Source organism: Kitasatospora sp. NPDC032757, from assembly GCF_055579305.1.
Map to the genome: position 1 here is coordinate 25,659 of NZ_JBVINN010000042.1, position 20,363 is coordinate 46,021.

Sequence of the window (20,363 nt, forward strand, 5' to 3'; positions counted from 1 at the left end):
CTGTCTGCGGGGCTCTCTGGGGGCCGCAGGCCACCACCATCGCCCCGCCCCAGCTCCGGCTCGTCCGGTCGCGCCCCTGGCCGCTACCACTGCCGCCCCCGGCCCCGGAGCACGTCCCGCCGGCCTCCCGTGCCGCCAGGCCGCAGTGCCCTCAGCCATCCACCGGGCCAGGCCGCCGGGCGGCACCCCTCACCGCTGTCGTCAGGCCGCCTGCTTCAAGATCTGGGTGGTTCGCTCGGGGCCGGGTGGTGCTGCTCGCCCCGGACCCCAGGCCGTGGCCCCTTTCCTTGGAAGGGGCCACGTGGCTTGGGCTTCGTGCCTCCTTGACCGGCCCGCAGTCGTAGGGGAATGCTTCCAGGAACTCCCGCCGTTCGGGATCGCTCTCCGCTGTGGCCGGAGGCTCGATCGCCGGCGGGAGTCGGTTGAGGTGCTCGCCGGGCGGACCGTTGAACACCGAGGTGACGTCCCCCATCGCCTTCACCCGCAGAGTTGGGATCCACCGTGTAGCCAGCCGGTGTTGAGAACCGGTCAGCGGGTGCTCACTGCCTGATGTGATGTTGGTCGGCCGCGGGTGCGGGCGAAGGCTGATCGGTCGAATCCGTCGGGTGGCGGACGGTGTGGTGCCCGAGCGGCTCTCGGATCGTCGGTGGGCGTGAGGGTGCTGTCGGGCCTGGGGGTGGTGGTCATGTGTGTTTTCCGTGGTCGGCGGTACCGAACCAGCGGTCGGCGGTCTGCTCGAAGTCTGTGTGGTCGGGGCGGCCGGTGGTTGCCCAGGCGAGCGTGCCGTCGGGCCGGATGAGTGCGGCCTCCAGTCCGAGGTCGTTGTGCGCCGGCCCGGCCTCATACCGGAGCCGGCTGTCCCGGCGTGTGGCCGGACCGTGCAGGCTTTGGTCGGCGGTGAAGTCGAGGACGACGCCCCGTCCGTCGTGCATCAGGTCCGAGAGGCGGGTGCCGTCCTCGAGGCGGAGGTCGGGCGCGTCGCTGCCGACCAGCGGGTGTGCGCCGCCCAGGTCGTAGCGGTTCGTCGCTCCCGATGTCCTCGTGAACACGTAGGTCGTTCCGTCACGTGTCCCGATCAGGTCGCGGATCACTTGTTGGACGGCCTGGCCGTGCGGGTCCGGCTTCATGGCCGCGGCCTGTGCTCGTGTCCAGTCGAGGGCCGACGCGCCGACCGGATGGCGTTCACGGGTGTAGGTGTCGAGCAGCCCGTCCGGGGCGTGGCCGTGCACGGTCGCCGCGAGTTTCCAGCCGAGGTTCATCGCGTCGCCGATGCCGAGGTTGAGGCCCTGCGCTCCGAGAGGGGAGTGGATGTGCGCGGCGTCTCCCGCGAGCAGGACCCGCCCTTGCCGGTAGGTGGTCGTCTGCATCGCCCGGTCGGTGAAGGTCGACACGAGCCGGACGTCGCTCAGCGTCACGTCGGTTCCGGACACCCGGCGCAGAACCGTCTGGAGATGTTCGCGGGTCGGCCGCTGTGAGCGGTCGAACGTGCCGCCGTCGCAGTCCAGCACGCCGATGTAGTCCTTCGCCGGCATGCGCAGGTACATGCCGGTGGGCGTCAGGTTGAACCCGGGGCGGAGCGTGTCGGGGTCGGTGACGGTGGCGAGCATGACGTAGCCGGTGAACTGCGGTTCGCTGCCGACGAAGTCGAAGCCCGCGAGCCCTCGTACGGTGCTGCGTCCGCCGTCACAGCCGACAAGCCAGCGCGCCGTGTACGCGTGCCCGCCGCCCTGCACGACCACGCTCTCCTCGCCCTGGACAACGCCGGAGACCGTGACACCGTGTCTGACCTCCACGCCGAGCTCGGCCGCCCGCTCGGACAGCGTCGTCTCGATCGCTTCGAGGGTCGTCATCACGCCCTCGGACGCCGGACCGGGGAGCCGCAACGGCAGGGCGGTGACGTCGATGTCGGCCGGATCGAGCACCACACCGGCGAAATGGCCCGCGCTCCGAGGGGGTGACGGCTCGTCCGTGCCGCGGTCCGCACCGGGTCGGTCGTCGATGCCCGAGGCTGTCAGCAGCCGGTACAGCATCCCACGGCGGTGGAACGCGGCCAGGGATGCGGCGGACAGCCCCCGCATCCCGAGCGGGTCCGCTTTCCATGCGGAGCGGAGCACCGGCTCCCGCTCCAAGACCAGGACGGAGCAGCCCGCCAGGCCGAGTTCGCAGGCGAGGAACATGCCGACCGGGCCGGCGCCCACGATCACGACGTCGTGCACGGGGCTCACCGGCCCTGCTCGTTGATCATGTCGACCAGACCCCGGGCCGTGTTGCCCTCGGAGTCCGTCGCCTGGACCTCGCCGCCTTCGAACATGACCTCCCCGGTGGGGCGCAGGAACATCGCCTCCTCGTACTCGGCGAGTGCGGCCTCGACGTCATCGGGGTGCGCGGCGAGGGCCTTGCCGAGTTCGGCGCCGTCGAGCATGGCCGAGTTGGCGCCCTCGCCGTTCGGGGCCGTGAGGTGGGCGGCGTCGCCGAGCAGGGTCACCCCCGCCACCCTGTCCCACCGGAGCCCGGTCGGCAGGGTGTAGTGCGGGCGCAGTACCGGGGCCAGAACGAGTCCGCCGAGTCCGGCGCCGATGATCGTGACAGGGCTGTTCATGATGGTGACTCCCATGGGTCGGGCCGCCCGGCGAACCCCCGGTCGGCCGCCTGCGGACAGGCAGGCATCCGAAGACTGACGCGGGCCGCTCACACGGGGCTCACACAGCGCCGACAGCGGCTCCCGCAGCGCTCACACGGCCGCGTGACCGGCCAGATGTCGTGGCAGCGCACCGATTTGGGAACTCAGGGCGACGCACGGGAGGATCGGAGGATGGACGGCGATACGCGGCTTCGCATCACGCTGCTCGGCGGTTTCGACGCCTCTCGCGGGGGTGCCGCCCTGCCCGTGCCGGGTGCGCGGTTGCAGGCACTTCTCGTACGGCTGGCTCTGGCCGGCGGTCGCCCGGTGGCACCGGGCGCCCTGGTCGACGCGATCTGGGCGCAGGCGCCGCCGTCCGACCCCGCCCACGCCCTGCATGCCCTCGTCTCACGACTGCGCCGGACCCTCGGCTCGGCCGGCGCGGTCGGGCAGAGCACGGGCGGCTACCGGCTGGACGTGGATGCGGCCGGCGTGGACGCGCTGCGGTTCGAGCAGCTCACCGCCACCGGCCGGGACCGCTTGCACACCGGCGACAGTGCTGCCGCGGCGGCCGTGCTCGGCGAGGCCCTGACGCTCTGGGGCGACCGCCCGGGCGCCGAGCCGGCGGCCGTCGCCGCGGTGGCGCCCGCCGCCGCGGTCCGGCTGGCCCATGCTTCGGTCGAGGCGGTGGTCGACCTCGCCGACGCCGAGCTGTCCCTGGGCCGTGCCGACACCTCCGCCGCCCGGCTGACCGCGCTGCTCGCCGGGCAGCCGGTCCACGAGCGGGCGGCCGGGGTGCTGTTGGACGCGCTCGCTGCCCAGGGCCGCCAGTCCGAGGCCTTGGCCCGGTACGCGCAGGTCCGCGAAACCCTGGCCGCCGAACTCGGCACCGAACCGGGCGCCGCCCTGCGCGAACGCCATCTGCGCCTGCTGCGCGCCGAACAGAGCGCCCCGGCCGCCGACCCCGCGGGGACCGCGGCGAGCAATCTGCCCACGCCGCTGACCGGCTTCGTCGGGCGCGACGACGACCTCGCCCGGATCGACACCCTGCTCACCTCGGGCCGCCTGGTCACCGTGCTCGGTCCCGGTGGCGCCGGCAAGACCCGGCTCGCCGTCGAGGCGGCCCGCCGCCGGCACCAGGTATACCGCGACGGCACCTGGCTGGTCGATCTCGCCTCGGTCACCGAGCCGGCCAAGGTGGGCGCAGCCCTGCTCGCCGCAACCGGGCTGCGCGGCGGCGCGGTATCCGAGGCCCGGCCCCGGGGCGAGAGCAACGAACTGCACGTACTCGTCGACCGGCTCCGTGGACGGGAGAGCCTGCTGCTCGTCGACAACTGCGAGCACCTGATCGACGCCGTGGCCCACCTGGTCGCGGCGCTGCTGCCCCGCTGCCCCGGGCTGAGCGTGCTCGCCACCAGCCGCGAACCACTCGCGGTCGACGGCGAGGCGCTGGTGCCGCTCGGCCCCCTCACACTGCCCGGCCCGGACGACGACGTCGAGCAGGCCCGGCGGACAGAGGCCGTACGCCTGTTCACCGGGCGGGCCGCTGCCGTGCGCCCCGGCTTCGAAGTCGATGAGGCGACGCTGCCCGAGGTCCGACGGGTGGTGCGCGCCCTGGACGGGATGCCGCTGGCTCTCGAACTGGCCGCGGCGCGGCTGCGGACGCTGTCCCTGCCCGAGCTCGCCGACGGCTTGTCCGACCGGTTCCGGCTGCTCACCACCGGCAGCCGGACCGCGCTGCCCCGCCATCGCACACTGCGCGCGGTCATCGCCTGGAGCTGGGACCTGCTCGGCGAGCACGAGCGCACGGTCGCCGAACGTGTCTCGGTCCTGCCCGGTGGTGTCACGGCCGCCTCGGCCACCGCCCTCTGTGCCGGTACCGCGGTGCCGGCCGCGGACGTCCCCGAGCTGCTCGCCGGCCTGGTCGACCGGTCGCTGCTCCAGCTCGCGCCCGCCCCTGGCCGCTACCGGATGCTGGAGACGCTCCGGGAGTACGGCACCGACCGGCTGGCCGGCGCGGACGCTCTCGGCACCGTCCGCGACCTGGCCGCCGACCACTTCGCCGCACTGATGGCCCGCCACGATCCACAGCTGCGCGGCCCCGGCCAGCCGGCGGCCCTGCGCGTGATCAGCGCCGAGTACGACAACACGCTCGTCGCCCTGCGCCGACGCTGCGACACCGGCGACGCGCCCGGCGCCCTCGCGCTCGCCCTGGACCTCACCTGGTACTGGCAGATGCTGGGCCGCACTTCCGAGGCGGCCCACTGGCTCGGCGAGGCGCTTGCGGTGCCCGGCGGCGGACCTACGCCCGAGCGCGAGTGCGCCCACGCGATCTACCTGCTCAACCGGGGCGCCACCCGGCCGGTCACGGCGGCCGTGGAGGCCGCGGACGACCGGGCCGGCATCCTCGAACTGGCCGACCGGCTGATCGCCTATCCGGAGCTGCCCGGCCCCTACGGCGCGCTCGCCGCGCTCCCGCTCGCCTTCCTGCAGGCGGAAAGGACGCAGGGTGAGAAGACCACGCCCGCGATCACCGAGCGGCTGGCCGACGGCGACGACGTGTGGCTCGCCGGGCTGGCCCGTATGTTCGGCGCCCAGTTCGCCGAGAACGCGGGCGAACTCGACCGGACGCGCGCCGACGTGGAGGCCGCGCTGGCCTGTTTCCGGCAGGTCGGCGACCGCTGGGGCCAGGCCGAGGCGCTGCCGATGCGCGCCCGGTTGCGGCAGTACGACGGTGACCTCGACGGCGCGCTGGCCGACCTGCGTGAAGCCCGGTCGCTGGCAGCCGGGTTCGGCTCGCTCAGCCTCGCGGACGAAGTCTTCGGCGACCTGCGCTGGATCGATCTGCACATGCGCAGCGGCGACACCGACCTGGTGATCGGGATGATGGACTCCGCGAGGGAGCGGGCGCTGCGCTCGCAATCCCCGGAGATCCTGTTGCTGGTCGACGCGTGGGAAGCCGGCTTCCGGGTGGGGCTCGGCGACCTGGACCGGGCGCGGGAACTCCTCGACACGGCCGAACGGGATCTGCCCGACGGCATCCCCTTCCCCGGGGACCACGCGCGGACGCTGATCGGCACCGCACGCGCCTCGTTCTGTCTACGGACCGGCGACCAGCCCGGTGCGCGGAAGGCGCTGGCGACGGCCTACACGGCGGCGCTGCGGACCCGGGACCTGCCCATCCTGGCCGTGGTGGCGGTGCACACGGCCGTGCTCGCCGACGCGGGGGCACTGCACCACCAAGCCGCGGTCCGCCTCGGCGCCGCCTCCCGGCTGCGCGGCACGCACGACCGCACCGACCCGCAGGTGCGCGACCTCACCCGCAACGGGCGGGACGCGCTGGGCGCGGACTCCTTCGCCGCGGCGTACGAAGAAGGCTGGGGGCTGGATCGCGCGACGGCCGCGGCCGAGGTCGACCCCGCACGGATGTCCGGAGACCGACGGATGTCCTGACCGGCTGCCGGTGCGCCGTCCTCGACGGCGCCATTCGGCGATGTCCTTATCGGATTTCTGCCTGTTCGAGCGGGCGGTGACGGCGACCACTGTGAGCCGGTGGAACGGTGCCCGAAGTGGCGGGCTTGAGGCATTGGTCCGAGGTCCGGTTCCGGGTCGGGGCCGTCGGCCGCTGCTCGACGGTCCATGCCGCCCGGCACCGGACCTCGGATCGATTTCCGGGTCAGCCGGTGTGGGTGAACTCGTCGACCGGAACGGCGGGAGACAGGTAGCCGTTCACCCGTACCCGGACGTCGATGGTCTTGGGCTGGAGGGGATCCGGCACCGGCACCGTCGCCCTGATCTGGGTCGGCGAGACCCCCGTGACGGTTGCGGTGCGGCTGCCGAAGTACACGGTGGGCGTGGTGCCGAAACCCACGCCGTTGATGGTGACGGTGTTTCCGAGCTTCCCGCTGTCCGGGACGATGCCGGTGACCACCACGGGCTCCGGGCCGCCGTAGGCGAACTGCCCGAACGGCACGGCAGGGGAGGTGCCCAGGTCGTTGGTGACCCGGACATCGACGACACCGACCCCGTCGGGCGCGATCGCGGTGATCTGGGTGTCACTGACGACGTTGGGCGGCACGCACGGGACGGTGCCGAAGTCGACCATGCTCTCCGAGTCGAAGCCGCTGCCGGTGATGGTGATCAGGGTGCCCGGGGCACCGACGCGGGGGCTGATGCTGTCCACCACCGGCGCGGGAGCCGGTACGGGGGAATTCAGCAGCTTCAGGTAGGTCGGGTTGGAGTGCTGGAAGGCGACCTGGGCCAGGAAGTCCTGGGTCGTGCTCTTGAGCACCTTGGGGTCGTAGGCCTTGTAGTCCGCGTTCAGCGGGGAGGAGGTGGTGGCCGGCTGGATGTACGCGTTGGTCCCGCTGAGGCCCTTGACCACCGTGAGGAGATCCTTGACGGCCGGGGGCGCGACCGGACCGGGGGAGGGGTACCACTGTTTGGCGGTGTCGAGACTGGCCCAGGCCAGCGGCACGAGGTCGTACTTGTTGACGTAGCCCTGGTACAGGGCCCACTTCACGGAGTTGAAGTGGTCGGCGAAGTCCTTCAGACCGGCGGTGGGGGCGGCGAAGGTGCTCACGGCGAACTGCGGTGAGTCGTTCCAGGTCTGGGCCTGCAGGTACAGCGCGAGCATGGTCGCGATGCAGCCGCCCAGGCTGTGACCGACCACGTAGACCGTCGCCCCCGGGGCGGGCTTGAGCAGGGAGGTGAGCGCCTCCACGAGGCCGGCACCGGCCGCCGAGGACTCGTCGGTCATGGCGACGACCTGGGTGAACGCCGTCATGGCCCCCTTCGAGACGGAGACCGGCGACGGCCCGCCGACTGTGAACGGGACCACCGTGCCGACGTCGAGGTCCTCGATCGTGTCGATCGCGTTGCCGACCGTCCCGCGGACGACCACGGCGAACTGGCTCGACGGACCCTGCGCGATGTACGCCATGTTGGCGTTGTCCGGGCTCAGCCCGAGCCAGGCCAGCTCCCAGTTGCCCTGCGTCGCCAGAGTCTTGTCGGAGAGCTGCTGGATGATGCCGTTGGAGATGCGCTGCTTCTGCACCGCCAGGGTCTCCCCGGACGGACGCGGGGCCGCCCCGGTCGCCGCGATCGCGGCCAGGGTCATGGTCACACCGGGCGGCAGCGCGCTCAGGTCTTCCGTCATGATCACTCCTCGGGTGTTCTGCTCGGTCGTCGAACGTGCCGGATAGGTCGCATTCAATGTATTTTCTGGTGTGAATACCTGAGTGCATATCGGCTCCGCGGCTTCCCGGTGTCGGCCGGCAGCCGGTCGGACTCGGGGCCGGTCTCCACGGCTGACCCGACCGGACACGAAGGCGCCGGCCCCCGGCGTGGCGGCCGGTGTCCTCGCGCTCGACCGACTCGCCGCCGACCCGCGTCACCCCGGCCTGCGCACCCACCGCTACCGCGCGCTGCCCGGCACTGGATGGTGTCGGAGCTGCGGTGACGTCGATGACGGCTCGAGTGTCGCCATGCGGCACTAGTCTTGGTGCGCCGCAGTGATGTTCCAGGGGGGAGCCACCTACCGTGCAGCCTTTGCGAGAGCATGACCCCGAGCGGGTCGCTGACTACCGGCTTCTTGGCCGGCTGGGGGAGGGCGGCATGGGGGTGGTCTACCTGGCCCGGTCCCCGCGGGGGCGGATGGTGGCGGTGAAGACCATCCGTGCCGAGCTGGCGGCGGCCCCGGATTTCCGGCGCCGGTTCGCCAAGGAGACCGCGGTGGCCCGGCAGGTCGGCGGGGAGTGGACGGCCGCCGTGCTGGCCGCGGACCCGGACGCGGCACTGCCCTGGGTGGCGACGGCGTACGTCGCCGGGCCGACGCTGCAGCAGGTGGTGGCCGAGCAGTACGGGCCGCTGCCGGAGCACTCGGTGCGCGCTCTGGCCTCCGGCTTGTGCCGGGCGCTGGGTGACATCCACGCCGCCGGGCTGGTCCACCGTGACCTCAAGCCGTCGAACGTCATGGTGACCATCGACGGCCCGAAGGTGATCGACTTCGGCATCGCCCGCGCTCTGGACTCCACCACCGGCGGCCTGACCAGCACCGGGGTGGTGGTCGGCTCGCCCGGCTTCATGTCACCGGAGCAGATCCGGGGTGAGAGCCTGACCGAGGCGAGCGACATCTTCTCGCTCGGCGCGGTGCTCGCCTTCGCCGCCTCCGGTCGGCTCCCGTTCGAGGCGGCGGGAGGACAGGCACACGCCCTGATGTACAAGGTGGTGCACGAGCCGCCGGACCTCACCGGCGTTCCCGAGCCGCTGCGGGAACTGACCGAGACCTGCCTCGCCAAGGATCCGGCCGACCGGCCCACTCTGACCGAACTGCGGGAACGGCAGGACATCCAGTACCGGTCGCTGGGCCCCTGGCTGCCGCTGGAGGTGCTGGCCCGGCTCGGCCAGGACGCCGTCCAGCTCCTCGGCCAGGAGGACCCGCACACCCGGATGACTCCGGTCGACGGGGACCCGGCGGCCGAGGCGATGGCTGCAGGCGCGGCCGAACCGCCGTACTCGCCCACGGCCGTCGACCGGGTGCACCGGGCATCCCAGGGCGACCAGGCCGGGCAGGCGCAGGAGCCGCCGTCCCGGCTGGTCGACGAACGCCGCCGCGCACGCGGCCGCACGGGCCCGGCCGACGGCTACCGGGCCGCTGTCTACTGGTTCCTCGCCCTTTCTGCCCTGGTCTCCGCACTCACCGTTGTCCATCAGTACACCGTCGCCACCGACGCAGGCCATCGGTACGAACGGGGCTTCTACCCGGACTGGGATGACTTCCGGGACTTCCTCAGGGATTGGGGTGTTTGGGACAACGTCGTCGTCGGTCTCCTGTGGGGTGGGCAGCTTCTCTTCGGCGCGGCGCTGGCAGTGAGCTGGCTCATCTGGTTCGCCCGCGCACGCACCGCAGCCGAGCAGTTCACTCCCGGCCGCCTGCGATACCGCCCGTTCATCGCGGTGGTGGGATGGTTCATCCCGGTCGGGAACCTCTTTCTTCCCAAGCAGGTCGCCAACGATGTCTGGCATGCCTCCAGCCCGCCCGGCCAGGGCAACGGCACAGACCCGGCCCGCTTGCTTCACGCCTGGTGGGCCACGTGCCTTGTCATCCTCATGACCTGGCCGTTCATGCTGACTCCATGGACCGTATTCCTCAGGGAGAAGGAGGCCGGACTATGGGACCCCGACCGTTTCCCCCTTTGGGTTGCCTACAGGTATGAGTTCCAGCTGGACACCTGGATCAACCTGGCCCTGCACGTACTGGTCATCCCGGCGGCGGTCGTCACCGCTCTCTACGTCCGGCGGATTACCGTCATGCAAGCGGCCAAGTCCAGGGCTGACCGATAACCTCGACTTCATGACGGCCTGCCGGTTCATCCGGCGGGCCGTTTCGGTTGGTCGTCTGGCGGCCTGGCCAGTGCGTCGGGTCGCGCCGGGTTTCACGTGCGTGCGCCACAGAGGGAAGGAAGCCCGGCCATCGCCGCGCTGCACACGGTCCGCATCCCGGCCGCCGAGGTCAGGCCATCCGGCCCGCCGCGCCTGCCCGCTACGCCCCGGCACTGCCGGCCGAGGTCCCGCGCACCCCCGGGCCGGGTTCCGCGCCCGGCGGACCGCTCGGTCGGTGGCGGCTGAGATAGGTGAGGACCGCGAGGACGCGGCGGTGGCCGCTGTCGGCCGGCGAGAGACCGAGCTTGGCGAAGATGTTGCCGATGTGCTTGTGAACGGCGTTCTCGGTGATGACGAGCCGGGCCGCGATCGTGGCGTTGTCCTTTCCCTCGGCCATCAGCGCCATGACCTCGCGTTCGCGTGGCGTGAGAGCGGCGATCGGGTCGTGGGCGGGACGGGTGAGGAGCTGCCCGATCACCTCGGGGTCCATGACGGTGGCGCCGGCGGCGACCCGCCGCAGCGCGTCGACGAACTCGCTGACCCGGCTCACCCGGTCCTTGAGGAGGTAGCCGACGCCGCCGCGCCCGTCGGAAACCAGTTCTCCGGCGTACTGCTGCTCGACGTACTGGGAGAGGACGAGCACGGGCAGGCCGGGGTGCCGGCGTCGGGCGTCGATGGCGGCGTGGATGCCCTCGTCGCGGAAGGTCGGCGGCAGCCGCACGTCGACGATGGTGATGTCCGGCCGGTGTTCGGCGACGGCGGCGGCGAAGCCCGGGGCGTCCTGGGTGATCGCGGCGACGTGAAAGCCCTTGGCGGTCAGCAGGAGTTCCAGCCCGCTGGACAGCAGGACGTTGTCCTCGGCGATCACGACCCGCATGCCAGGCTCACAGCGATCGTGGTCGGGCCGCCGACCGGGCTGTGGACGCGGACGGTGCCGTCGAGCGCCAGGACACGGTGGCGGATTCCGGCGATGCCGGTACCCCGCGTCTCGTCGGCGCCGCCGACCCCGTCGTCGCCGACCTCGATCGACAGCCGGTCACCGGCGCGTGCGACGCGGACGGTGGCCCGGGTGGCCCGGCTGTGCTTGGCGGCGTTGGTGAGTGCCTCGGCGATCGTGAAGTACGCCACGGCCTCGACCGCGGCGGGGACCGTGCCGAGGCCGCCGACGTCGAGGGCGGTGTCGATCGCCGACCGGGCCCCCAGAGCGGCCAGCGCTCCGGCGAGGCCGCGATCGGCGAGGATCGGCGGGTAGATCGTCCGGATCACCGCACGAAGCTCCGCCATGGCCTCCTCGGTCCCCACATGCGCCTCCTCCAGGAGCCCGGCCACCGCCCCGGGGTCCTCGCCCAGCAACTCACGGGCCACGCCCAGCCGCATCGCGACGGCCACCAGCCGGGCCTGGGTGCCGTCGTGCAGGTCACGTTCGATCCGGCGCAGTTCCGCGCCGTGCGCGTTCATCGCGCCGGCCCGCGTCTCGGTCAGCGTCTCCACCCGCTGCGCCAGCCTCTCGGCGGCCGAGGGGGACAGCAGCGCCACGCAGACCCGGGCGTGCAGGCGCGCCAGCGGTGGAACCAGCCAGTAGGTCAGGGCCGCGAAGACGACGAACTGCGCGGTCCCCAGGGTCAGCGCCGTGCCCCACCCGGACAGCGGGACACCGGCGGCGAAGCCGCCCGCGCGGGTGCCGGCGGGCAACGCCCACCACAACGGCACCGTGACGGCCGTGGCCACCGCGTTGCCTGCGCACAGCACCACGACGAGCCCGAACGCCAGAGCGGTCACGATGTCTGCGCACAGCCACCCGAGAACACGCCGCGTACCGACGCGGACGGGACCGGAACACGGAGACCGCAGCAGCCGGCCGGCGCGGCGGCGATGCCAGGACGCCCAGGCGCGGGCTGTCGCCGGGACGACGAGTACGGGCAGCGCGAACAGGGCGACCGCAGCGGTGACCAGGCTCCCCGTCAGGTAACCCAGACCGCGCCACGTCGCCGAAAGCCGGCTGTCCTCGAGGTGGTTCATCCGCACAAGTCTGGGCCATGGCGACCGAGCCCGGCACTACAGCCAGCCACCCCTTTTTCCTACCAGTGAGGGGTACCGACTGCTCATGCCGGCCGGACCTAGTGTCAACGCCCATGACGACTTCACCGATGCGTCCGCCCCGGCGGCGCGGCCGGTCCGTCCGACGGAACCTGGCGCTGGCCGCCGTCGTGACCGCCACCCTCTCCACCTGCGTGCCCGGCGCGACGGCCGCCGGGCAGCACGACGACCGAAGCCGGCTCCGGCTCCAGCGCGACGCCGATGCGATCACCGCGCTCGGTGTGACGGGAGTGCAGGCCCGCCTGGTCACCTCCGACGGCCGGAACCTGACCGCCGCCGGCGGCGTCGCCGACCTGACGTCCCGCCAGCCGGTTCCCAGGGACGGATACTTCCGGATGGCCAGCGTCACCAAGACGTTCGTGGCCACCGTGGCCCTGCAACTCGCCGGCGACCGCAGGCTCTCCCTGGACGACCCGGTCGAGCGGTGGCTGCCCGGCGTGGTGTCCGGCAACGGCAACGACGGGAGAACGATCACCATTCGCCAACTGCTCCGGCACACCAACGGCATCCACGACGACTACCCGGACTACACCTCGGCGCAGGACTTCCGCCAGCACCGGTACGACAGCTACACGGCCGAGCAGACCGTCGCCCGGGCGATGCGCCACAGCCCGGACTTCGGGCCCGACGAGGACTGGAGTTACGGCAACACCGGGTACGTCCTGCTCGGCATGATCATCGAGCGGGTCACCGGACACCCCTGGCACGAGGAGGTGAGGGACCGGATCGTCCGGCCGCTCGGCCTTGACCACACCTTCTGGCCGGGTACCTCACCCACGCTGCCCCAGCCACACGCCGAGACCTACCAGCGGTTCAAGGCCGGCGAGCCTCTCGTGGACGTCACCGAGCAGGTCGGCTCGGGCACCAACGGAGAGGCCGGGCTCGTCTCCACCACCGCCGACCTCAACCGGTTCTTCCGCGCCCTGCTCGGCGGCCGGCTCCTGCCACCGGCGCAGCTGGCGCAGATGACACGGACCGTCCAGGTCAGCGAGAAGTTCGAGCGCTTCATGCCGGGCGCCCGTGACGGCCTGGGACTCTTCTCACGCCCGCTGTCCTGCGGCGGGGAGTACTGGGGCCACGAGGGCGGCGACTCCGGCTGGATCACCGCCACCGGCGTCACCGCCGACGGCCGGCGCAGCGTCACGGTCTCGCTGTCGGGCGTCCGGGCCGATTCCGAGGACGACGTCCTGCGCGTGGCACAGGCCGAGAACAAGCTGGTCGACGACGCCCTGTGCACGACTGCGGACACCGACCACCAGCGGCGCTGAGGCCCTCCGTAAGGAGCGGGCAGGGGACGCCCGCGCCTGGCCGGCCGGCAGGTACAACACCGGTCCCGGAGCCCCCCGAAGGACTTCCGGAGCCGATTACCAGCCGACCACCAGGCGGGCGGCCGGCCCGGCGCCGCGTGGTGCCGGGTGCTGTCGGGTGGTGCCGGGCCTGTGCCTGGCGGGGGATCCGCACCGGGCGCAGTGGCGCAGCGGGACGGTGGAGCTGGACCGGTACGCCGAGTCGTTCACCTACCTCGGGCTGACGGTCGAGGAGTTCGCCGGCCGGCTGAGCGCGGTGCACGAGCAGCTGGTGCTGCCGTACGTGTGTTGGGCGCCTGGCTTTATTCACGCGTATTGAAGTCAGCTGTTCACGGGGTTGGGGGCGCCCAGACCCGGACCGCACGTTGGCTTCGACACCCTTCGAGCTACCAAGAGGTCCTGCTTCCATACCTGGCACCGACCACGATCACCCGATCGAGACAAGTGGGGAGTGACGTGGTCACGGGATCGCTGATTCCGGCCGCCTGGCCTCTCGGGCACGAAATTGTGGAGCGTCGCCGAGCTGCCCAAGGCTAGGTTGGCGCGGTGCATCCGATCCGTTTCGAGGCCGCCACGACAGACGGCGTCCATCTCTTCCACTACCTCCCCGGCAATGACCTGGCGGTGACTCGGCACTGGCCTGGCCTGCGGCAGGAATGGCCTGAGGAGGGGACGCCGTACACCGAGTGGGCCGTGAACAACAACAACATGGAGGAAGTCGCCGTCTATGTGGGCCTGGTGTGGCGTCTGACGGCCGGCCTGGAACGCTATGTGATTCCGACGTACTACTGCGACGACGCCGAGCGTTTCCTGAAGCAAACGCCGATGCTGGTGAGCTGGGAGTACGAGGTCGACGCCAAAGCGCCGACCACCACCACACGGGACAAGGGCTTCGTACCTAGTCGTACGGCAAAGCCCCTTCGGACGGAGCCGACCGCCGCGGAGCTGGACAACTCCGGTCGTGCGGGCTTGTTTCGGTTGTCCACGCCTCGCGACCTGGTATCCGCGCTGCACGCGGTGATCTTCGACGCATCGTCGGAGACCACGGTGTTCGCAGTCGCCCCCGGACCGGAGCGTCTCCAGCGTCTGGTGAGCGCGTTGAGCGGCCCAACTCCCCCTACTCTGGCCGACGTCCTTGAGGAAGAAGGGGTGTTCGTGGACCTGACGATCGGTTCGGATTTCGACTACTACGACTCGGTCATGGTGGCGTCGCGCGCCGATCTGCGGCACCGGGTCGATGACCTGGCTGCCGACTATGCGTGCAGGATCTCGGCATATGAACTGCGCCTGGACGAACTCGCAAGTGTTGCGGACTTCCTCCGGGCGATGCCGGAGCTTGCCGGTGTGGTCTTGGACGGTCCCTGAGCCCTCGATCACTCGATCGAGACCCCCGTTCGATCGGCAAGCCGCTTGATCGGTACGACAACAGCTTCTCACGCACCCAGAACTGGGTCTCGATCCTGCGGACCGCCTCCGGCAGGTCGGAGTCTGCGGCATCCGACCAAAGAGCCGGTGTGATCAGGTGGAGGGCGGCGTGCACCTCGGCCGCCTGCACATGCGGGTGGCCCGCGGCGATCTGCCGGCAGCCGAGCAGAAGCTCGTCCTTGCGACGGGCGCCGTGCCGGTCCCGGACCTGTTCAACCAGCAGGTTCCCGGCACCGCCTGGCGCGCGAAGCCGAGTTGGTACATCGTCGCGAACAACGACCGCACCGTGAACCCGGACCTGGAGCGGGCCGCCGCCGAGCGCATGGGCGCGAAGACCTATGCCGTGGACAGCAGCCACGTGCCCATGCTCTCGCACCCCGACTTCGTCCTCGACGTCATCCGCGACGCCGCGAAGACCCTCGAGGCATAGAGCCGTCACCGAACCAGCGTGATGTTCCTTGCGCGCCTTGACAGGCCCCGTCTCTCAAGTTCCCGTCAGCACAAGTCAGGGCCATTGACTTCTTCGGGTTGGTCGGGTACCACTCCAGCGGGATCGGGCATCAGCGGCTTTCCGTGAGTTCGGGCGCCAGTAGCTGTGATGGTGTGTCACAAGCCCGCCTTCGGCGCAATCGGGTGCGTTTGGCGGGTCGGCCGTCACGCCGTGCCCGATGATCACGGTCGAGGTCGAGAGGATTCCCGCGCCCGGGCCCCCAGATTCGGCGACCGGCGCCGAAGAGAGAAGAAGGATGACGGATCTGTTCGACGAATGGTCTGGCCGAGCCGCCTCGCTACCCACAACAGCGTCCAGACCGTCTACGTTGGCGACGACGGCCTGATCCGGCGCGAGGACTACGACATCGACGTCATGGCCGGTAGCAGCGGAGCCCACCACTTCTCGGGCTACACGCAGGTCGCCGGGATCACCCTCCCCACCGAGCACCGCATCCTCCCGCGCACACCTGAAGGTCAGGCGTTGGCCGAGCCGCTGCTCGTCACCATCGACCTCAGCGACACCACCTTCGCCTGAGCACCCACTGGGCGCCCGCCCGCGACGGCCCCGTGACAGTCCGGGCCCGTCCGCCCGCACCGCTCCAACCCATCAGAAGGGTCAGCACCCATGGCCACGGATTCTCTCGGCTACGCCGTATACGTCTGCGACCCGATCCCGATCAGCGTCGCCGAGCCCCTGCCCAACGGCGAAACGCGCACGTTCCAGCCGATCTCGACCACCCTCGTCCACGGCGAGCGGGACGCCGTCCTCGTTGACCCGCCGTTCACCAGGGGACAGATTGAGGAAGTCGCCGCATGGGTGGCTGCCAGTGGGAAGAACGTCATCGCCGTCATCGCCACCCACGGTCACGGCGACCATTGGTTCGGCGACAACGAGTTCGCGAAGCGGTTCGTCGCGCCGGTCGTGGCCACCGCAGGCACCATCGCCGTCATGCACGGCAACGTGGAGGCCCGGCCGTTCGCCTGGGACAAGCTCTGGCCAGGGCAGATCCCCGACGCCCCGGTGACCGCGGTGACCGTCCCGGACAACACCCTCACCCTCGAAGGGCACGATCTGAACCTCGTCGAGGTCGGCCACACCGACACCGAGCAGACCAGCGTCCTGCACGTCCCCGACCTCGGACTCGTGGTCGCCGGCGACGCGCTCTACAACGGCGCCCACGTGTACATCGGCGAGTCGGCCGGAGGCGGCCTAGACGCCTGGCGCAACGCCATCAGGACCGTCGAGGCCCTCGCGCCTCGGTACATCGTCGCCGGCCACAAGAACAAGGACCTCGACGACGATGCCACCCGCGTCATCGCCGAGACCCGCCGGTATCTCGACGACGCCGAGGCGGCGCTGGAGGAGTGCTCCTCCGCGACCGAGTTCTTCAACACGATGGTCGACCGCCACTCCGACCTCCCCTACGGCAGGACTCTCCTGTGGGTCGGTGCGAAGACGATCTACGCCCTGCGCGAGCCCGGGGCCGACCCCATCGCCGCCGCTGTGGGCGGCTGGTTCTAGCAGCGATCGTCCCGTACCACGCGGCAGGTCGGCGGTTCCATCCGGGGTGCCGGGCCCGGAGCTGCCACACGACTGCATCCCACACCTGTTCGCGTGATGGACTCGGTGTGGCGATGACGTTGGTACAGCCTTGTGGAGAGGGCCGCGTACGGCGTGCTCCGTGAGCAAGTGCGGAGGTTGGCATGAGCAATCGATTCGAGACGGCACCAGCGTCTCGCGGACGCGCCGAGCGGGTGCACCCGACGACGACACATCTGATCGTCCTGCCGGGCGGGGGCTACGCGTCGCATGCCCCACACGAGGCGGAGCCGATCGTTGCGTGGCTCTCCGTACTGGGCCTGTCGGCGAGCGTCTTCCGGTACCCGCTCCACATGCGGCATCCCGAACCCCTCCTGGCTCTGAGGGCCGAGATCCTCCGCAGGCGCGCACAGGGGGCGGATCGCATCGGGGTGATCGGCTTCTCGGCCGGCGGGCATCTTGCAGGCCTGGCCGCACTCGCACCCGGCGACGATCAACGTGAGTCCGTCCAGTTCGCCGTCCTCGGCTACGCGATCACATCGATGGAGACCGAGACCTACCGACCCGCGCGGTTGATCCTGCTCGGGGAGAACGCCTCACCGCACCTGCGCCGCCAGGCATCCCTCGACGCGCTGGTGACCACGGCGTCTCCGCCCTTCTTTCTCTGGCACACCGCCGAAGACAGCTACGTCCCGCCGGAGCACACCTACCGGCTCGCCTCTGCACTGGCCGCGCACGAGGTACCGCACGCCGTGCACGTCTTCGCCCACGGCCCGCACAGTCTCGGTCTCGCCCAGGGTGCCGGCGATACCGCCACGTGGACGAAGTTCGCGGAATCCTGGATCGCCGAACAGGTCGGCACGCCGTCCCTGGGCGCATCCTGACCAGATCCCCCTCTGATGACAGAGTTCGGCCCCTGTTCCGGAATTCCTTCGTCCGCTGTCAACTCCCGCCGGCGACCACTTCTCGACCGCCTCGCAGGCTCAGGGCGCGCAGGGTCGGGTCTCGGTCCAGTCGACCATCAGGCGGCGCTCGGCGAAGAACCAATCGCCGCCCTGCTTGACGAATTCGTCGAGATAGCGGATGGAGGCGACCATGATCGTGCGCTCGGCATCGGTGCCCAACGAAATGTGGTGGGCCAGGCAGTAGCTCTCGCCGCTCGCCCGGTCGCCGTCCAGGGAGACGGTGCTCTGGCCGTTGAAGTGGGTAGTGGCCCGGTACGTGTTCAGGTTGTCGAAGACCGGCGCGAGGGCCTCGCGCCCGTGCAGCTCCTGGGTCGGCTCCGCGGCGAGGGCGTCCATGTACACGAGGAAGCGGGTGTCCTCGGTGAACAGCGCCATCTGGCCCTTGGCGTCGCGCCGGTCGGCGCAGTGCGCGTAGGCGTCGATGAGCTCGCGGATGGCCAGCCGGTCGGCGGCTTCCTGGGGTGGGATCGAGGTGTGGGAGGACATGGCAGCTCCCTCGTGAAACTATTTGACATCTGCATAACAACACTGGTCCCGGAGCACCGCAATCGCACGGATCGACCGGGAGGGCGGCACGATGACCAAGGGAATCGACCCGCGCGTGGCCCGGACCACCGGTGCGCTGCGGGAGGCCGTCGTCGAGCTCGCCTCGCAACGGCCGGTCTCCCGGATAACCGTCGCCGAGCCGGCCGAACGCGCCGGGGTGACCCGGGCGACGTTCTACCACCGCTACAGCAGCCCGCTTGACCCGCTCATCGAGGCGCTCCACGCGGACCTGGAGGCTGGGCACCGGCTTGAGGACAGGCGTCGTGCCGCGGGATGCCCCGGACCGGAACTACTGCGGCTGGCCACGGCCGACGTGGCCGACCACGTCGAGCGGTTCGCGGATGTCTACCGGCAAGCCCTGGGCGATCCGGCTGACCAGGGCGTCTACGACGCGCTGGTCAGCCATTTCGACGGCTACGCCCGTACGGTCCTCGCTCGGACCGACGACACGATGCTTCCCGTCGTGGAGCACCGGGTGGTCGCGCAGTTCCTTGCGCACGGCTTCGCTGGGGCGATCAGGGCTTGGCTCGGGAATCCGTCGGTCTCGAAGGACGATCTGGTCGCCGCGGCCACGGCGTGCGCGCCTGTTTGGTGGACGGTCTCCGTGGAGCGCGCCGACCCCTCCGGCTGGGAGGCAGAGAACCGGCCGGGCGGTCAGGACGGTGGGGGGACCTCGGTGGCGAGGGTGTAGAGCTCGACGATGACGCCGTCCTTGCAGTGGGCGATGTCCATTCCGCTCACGACGGGCGATTGGCCCGAGGGGCCGTAGCGGAAGCCGAGGTGGCCGAGGTCGTCGTTGACCGAGACAGGCCCGTCCGGGTGAAAGACCCAGTCAGGGGCCCGCGCACGCAGCTCCTCGGCGCGGAGCGCGAGAGCCTCGCGCCCGCGGACGACACGGTCGGGTTCGTGCCAGACGACGTCCTCGGCGTAGGTCTCCGCGATGGCCTTGGCCCGTCGGTCGGGGTCGGGTTCGTTGAAGACGTCGAGGAGGTTGCGGCGCATCAGGTCGGCGACGGTGTTGTTCATGAGGGTCCTCCGGGTCGTGCCGTGGCGGGGGTAGGCGTTCAGGCGGGTCGGTTCCGGGCCGGGAACTCCCGGGCCAGTTCCTGTCGTGACGCCTCGTCGAGCCGCACCGACGCGGTGTTGAGGTTCTCAGCCAGGTGTGTGCGGGTGCGGGTGCCGGGGATGAGCAGGATGTTGGGCGCGAGGTGGAGCAGCCAGGCGAGGGCGAGCTGCGCCGGTGTGGCCCCCAGGCGCTTGCCGAGGTCGGCGAGGACGGGGTTGGAGAGGATCCGGTTCTGGGCGCCGCGCGGCCAGCCGAGGGGGCAGAAGGGGGCGAACGCGATCCCTCTGCGCGTGCACTCTTGGAGCACGTCGTGGGAGGACTGGTCGGCGAGGTTGAAGAGGTTCTGCACGCAGGCGATCTCGGTCTGGCCGACTGCCCGCAGCAGTTGTTCCCGCGAGATGTTGCTGAGGCCGATGCCGTCGATCAGGCCCTCGTCGCGGGCTTGGATCAGAGCGGCCAGCTGGGCGTCGAACCGTTTGCCGGGGGCGGCCGCCCGGTCGACCATACGGAGGTTCACCGCGGCCAGCCGGTCGATGCCGAGGGTGGTGAGGTTCTCCTCGATGCCCTGGCGCAGCTGGTGCGGTTCGTCGAAGGGGAGGACCGCGCCGGTGTCGTTGCGGCGGGCGGCGACCTTGCTGACGATGGCCAGGTCGTCCGGGTAGGGGTACAGGGCCTCGCGGATGAGCTCGTTGACGACGCCCGGGCCGTAGTACTGGGCGGTGTCGATGTGGTTGACGCCGCCCGCGACCGCTGCGCGCAGCACGTACAGGGCTTCGTCGCGGTCGCGGGGCGGGCCGAAGACGTTGTCGCCGGCCAGTTGCATCGCGCCGTATCCGATGCGGTGCACCTGGCGAGGGCCGAGTGCGTAAGACCCTGCGGACGCGAGGGGCTTGTTGGGCTCGGACATGGTCTCTCCAGCAGG

At 71.0% G+C, this 20,363-nt stretch carries 17 protein-coding genes and 1 pseudogene; 10 read left to right on the forward strand and 8 right to left on the reverse strand.

What is annotated here, in order from left to right; all coding sequences use genetic code 11:
* Positions 1–683 precede the first annotated feature (683 nt).
* Both ACZ5WK_RS32695 and ACZ5WK_RS32700 read right to left on the reverse strand, forming a co-directional pair.
* On the reverse strand, positions 684–2,216 hold the full coding sequence (locus ACZ5WK_RS32695) for an FAD-dependent monooxygenase (RefSeq protein WP_465553008.1): 1,533 nt from the start codon (positions 2,214–2,216) through the stop codon (positions 684–686).
* Between the two features lie 5 nt (positions 2,217–2,221).
* Positions 2,222–2,548 (reverse strand): annotated as a pseudogene (locus tag ACZ5WK_RS32700) (FAD-dependent monooxygenase); the annotation flags it as partial.
* A gap of 264 nt (positions 2,549–2,812) precedes the next feature.
* Here ACZ5WK_RS32700 and ACZ5WK_RS32705 point away from each other — a divergent pair.
* A complete protein-coding gene (locus tag ACZ5WK_RS32705) occupies positions 2,813–6,073 on the forward strand; it encodes an AfsR/SARP family transcriptional regulator (protein ID WP_465552923.1) in 3,261 nt (1,086 codons plus the stop codon).
* A 223-nt stretch (positions 6,074–6,296) separates the two neighbouring features.
* Here ACZ5WK_RS32705 and ACZ5WK_RS32710 read toward each other — a convergent pair whose 3' ends face one another.
* A complete protein-coding gene (locus tag ACZ5WK_RS32710) occupies positions 6,297–7,778 on the reverse strand; it encodes an IPT/TIG domain-containing protein (protein WP_465552925.1) in 1,482 nt (493 codons plus the stop codon).
* Positions 7,779–8,170: 392 nt separating this feature from the next.
* Here ACZ5WK_RS32710 and ACZ5WK_RS32715 point away from each other — a divergent pair, with 392 nt between their 5' ends.
* Complete coding sequence (locus ACZ5WK_RS32715; RefSeq protein WP_465552927.1) at positions 8,171–9,964, forward strand: protein kinase domain-containing protein; 1,794 nt, start codon at positions 8,171–8,173, stop codon at positions 9,962–9,964.
* Positions 9,965–10,163: 199 nt separating this feature from the next.
* On the opposite strand, the gene ACZ5WK_RS32720 is transcribed toward ACZ5WK_RS32715, so the two are convergent.
* The gene (locus ACZ5WK_RS32720; protein WP_465552929.1) at positions 10,164–10,880 is read right to left on the reverse strand and encodes a LuxR C-terminal-related transcriptional regulator; all 717 of its coding nucleotides are present in this window, start codon (positions 10,878–10,880) and stop codon (positions 10,164–10,166) included.
* Entirely contained in the window at positions 10,868–12,022 is a 1,155-nt protein-coding gene (locus ACZ5WK_RS32725) for a sensor histidine kinase (RefSeq protein WP_465552931.1), read from the reverse strand. Before ACZ5WK_RS32725 ends, ACZ5WK_RS32720 begins: the two co-directional genes overlap by 13 nt.
* A gap of 113 nt (positions 12,023–12,135) precedes the next feature.
* Between ACZ5WK_RS32725 and ACZ5WK_RS32730 the strand changes: the two genes are divergently transcribed.
* The 7 genes from ACZ5WK_RS32730 to ACZ5WK_RS32760 all read left to right on the forward strand — a co-directional run bounded on the left by ACZ5WK_RS32730 (position 12,136) and on the right by ACZ5WK_RS32760 (position 17,748).
* A complete protein-coding gene (locus ACZ5WK_RS32730) occupies positions 12,136–13,368 on the forward strand; it encodes a serine hydrolase domain-containing protein (protein ID WP_465552933.1) in 1,233 nt (410 codons plus the stop codon).
* Positions 13,369–13,525: 157 nt separating this feature from the next.
* A complete protein-coding gene (locus ACZ5WK_RS32735; protein WP_465552935.1) occupies positions 13,526–13,726 on the forward strand; it encodes a hypothetical protein in 201 nt (66 codons plus the stop codon).
* A gap of 227 nt (positions 13,727–13,953) precedes the next feature.
* Positions 13,954–14,772, forward strand: a complete 819-nt coding sequence (locus ACZ5WK_RS32740; protein WP_465552937.1) for a hypothetical protein — start codon at positions 13,954–13,956, stop codon at positions 14,770–14,772.
* 169 nt (positions 14,773–14,941) lie between these two features.
* Positions 14,942–15,262, forward strand: a complete 321-nt coding sequence (locus ACZ5WK_RS32745; protein WP_465552939.1) for an alpha/beta fold hydrolase — start codon at positions 14,942–14,944, stop codon at positions 15,260–15,262.
* Positions 15,263–15,598: 336 nt separating this feature from the next.
* Positions 15,599–15,859 (forward strand): hypothetical protein, encoded by a 261-nt coding sequence (locus tag ACZ5WK_RS32750; protein WP_465552941.1) that lies wholly within the window; start codon positions 15,599–15,601, stop codon positions 15,857–15,859.
* 90 nt (positions 15,860–15,949) lie between these two features.
* On the forward strand, positions 15,950–16,846 hold the full coding sequence (locus ACZ5WK_RS32755; RefSeq protein ID WP_465552943.1) for an MBL fold metallo-hydrolase: 897 nt from the start codon (positions 15,950–15,952) through the stop codon (positions 16,844–16,846).
* 182 nt (positions 16,847–17,028) lie between these two features.
* On the forward strand, positions 17,029–17,748 hold the full coding sequence (locus ACZ5WK_RS32760) for an alpha/beta hydrolase (RefSeq protein WP_465552945.1): 720 nt from the start codon (positions 17,029–17,031) through the stop codon (positions 17,746–17,748).
* 99 nt (positions 17,749–17,847) lie between these two features.
* Here the strand turns inward: ACZ5WK_RS32760 and ACZ5WK_RS32765 are convergent, their stop codons facing one another.
* Positions 17,848–18,315, reverse strand: coding sequence for a nuclear transport factor 2 family protein (locus tag ACZ5WK_RS32765; RefSeq protein ID WP_465552947.1), 468 nt, complete (start codon positions 18,313–18,315; stop codon positions 17,848–17,850).
* A gap of 91 nt (positions 18,316–18,406) precedes the next feature.
* Here ACZ5WK_RS32765 and ACZ5WK_RS32770 point away from each other — a divergent pair, with 91 nt between their 5' ends.
* Positions 18,407–19,066 (forward strand): TetR/AcrR family transcriptional regulator, encoded by a 660-nt coding sequence (locus tag ACZ5WK_RS32770; protein ID WP_465552949.1) that lies wholly within the window; start codon positions 18,407–18,409, stop codon positions 19,064–19,066.
* Here the strand turns inward: ACZ5WK_RS32770 and ACZ5WK_RS32775 are convergent.
* Positions 19,030–19,401, reverse strand: coding sequence for a nuclear transport factor 2 family protein (locus tag ACZ5WK_RS32775; RefSeq protein ID WP_465552951.1), 372 nt, complete (start codon positions 19,399–19,401; stop codon positions 19,030–19,032). The genes ACZ5WK_RS32770 and ACZ5WK_RS32775 overlap by 37 nt on opposite strands.
* A gap of 38 nt (positions 19,402–19,439) precedes the next feature.
* On the reverse strand, positions 19,440–20,348 hold the full coding sequence (locus ACZ5WK_RS32780; protein WP_465552953.1) for an oxidoreductase: 909 nt from the start codon (positions 20,346–20,348) through the stop codon (positions 19,440–19,442).
* Positions 20,349–20,363 lie beyond the last annotated feature (15 nt).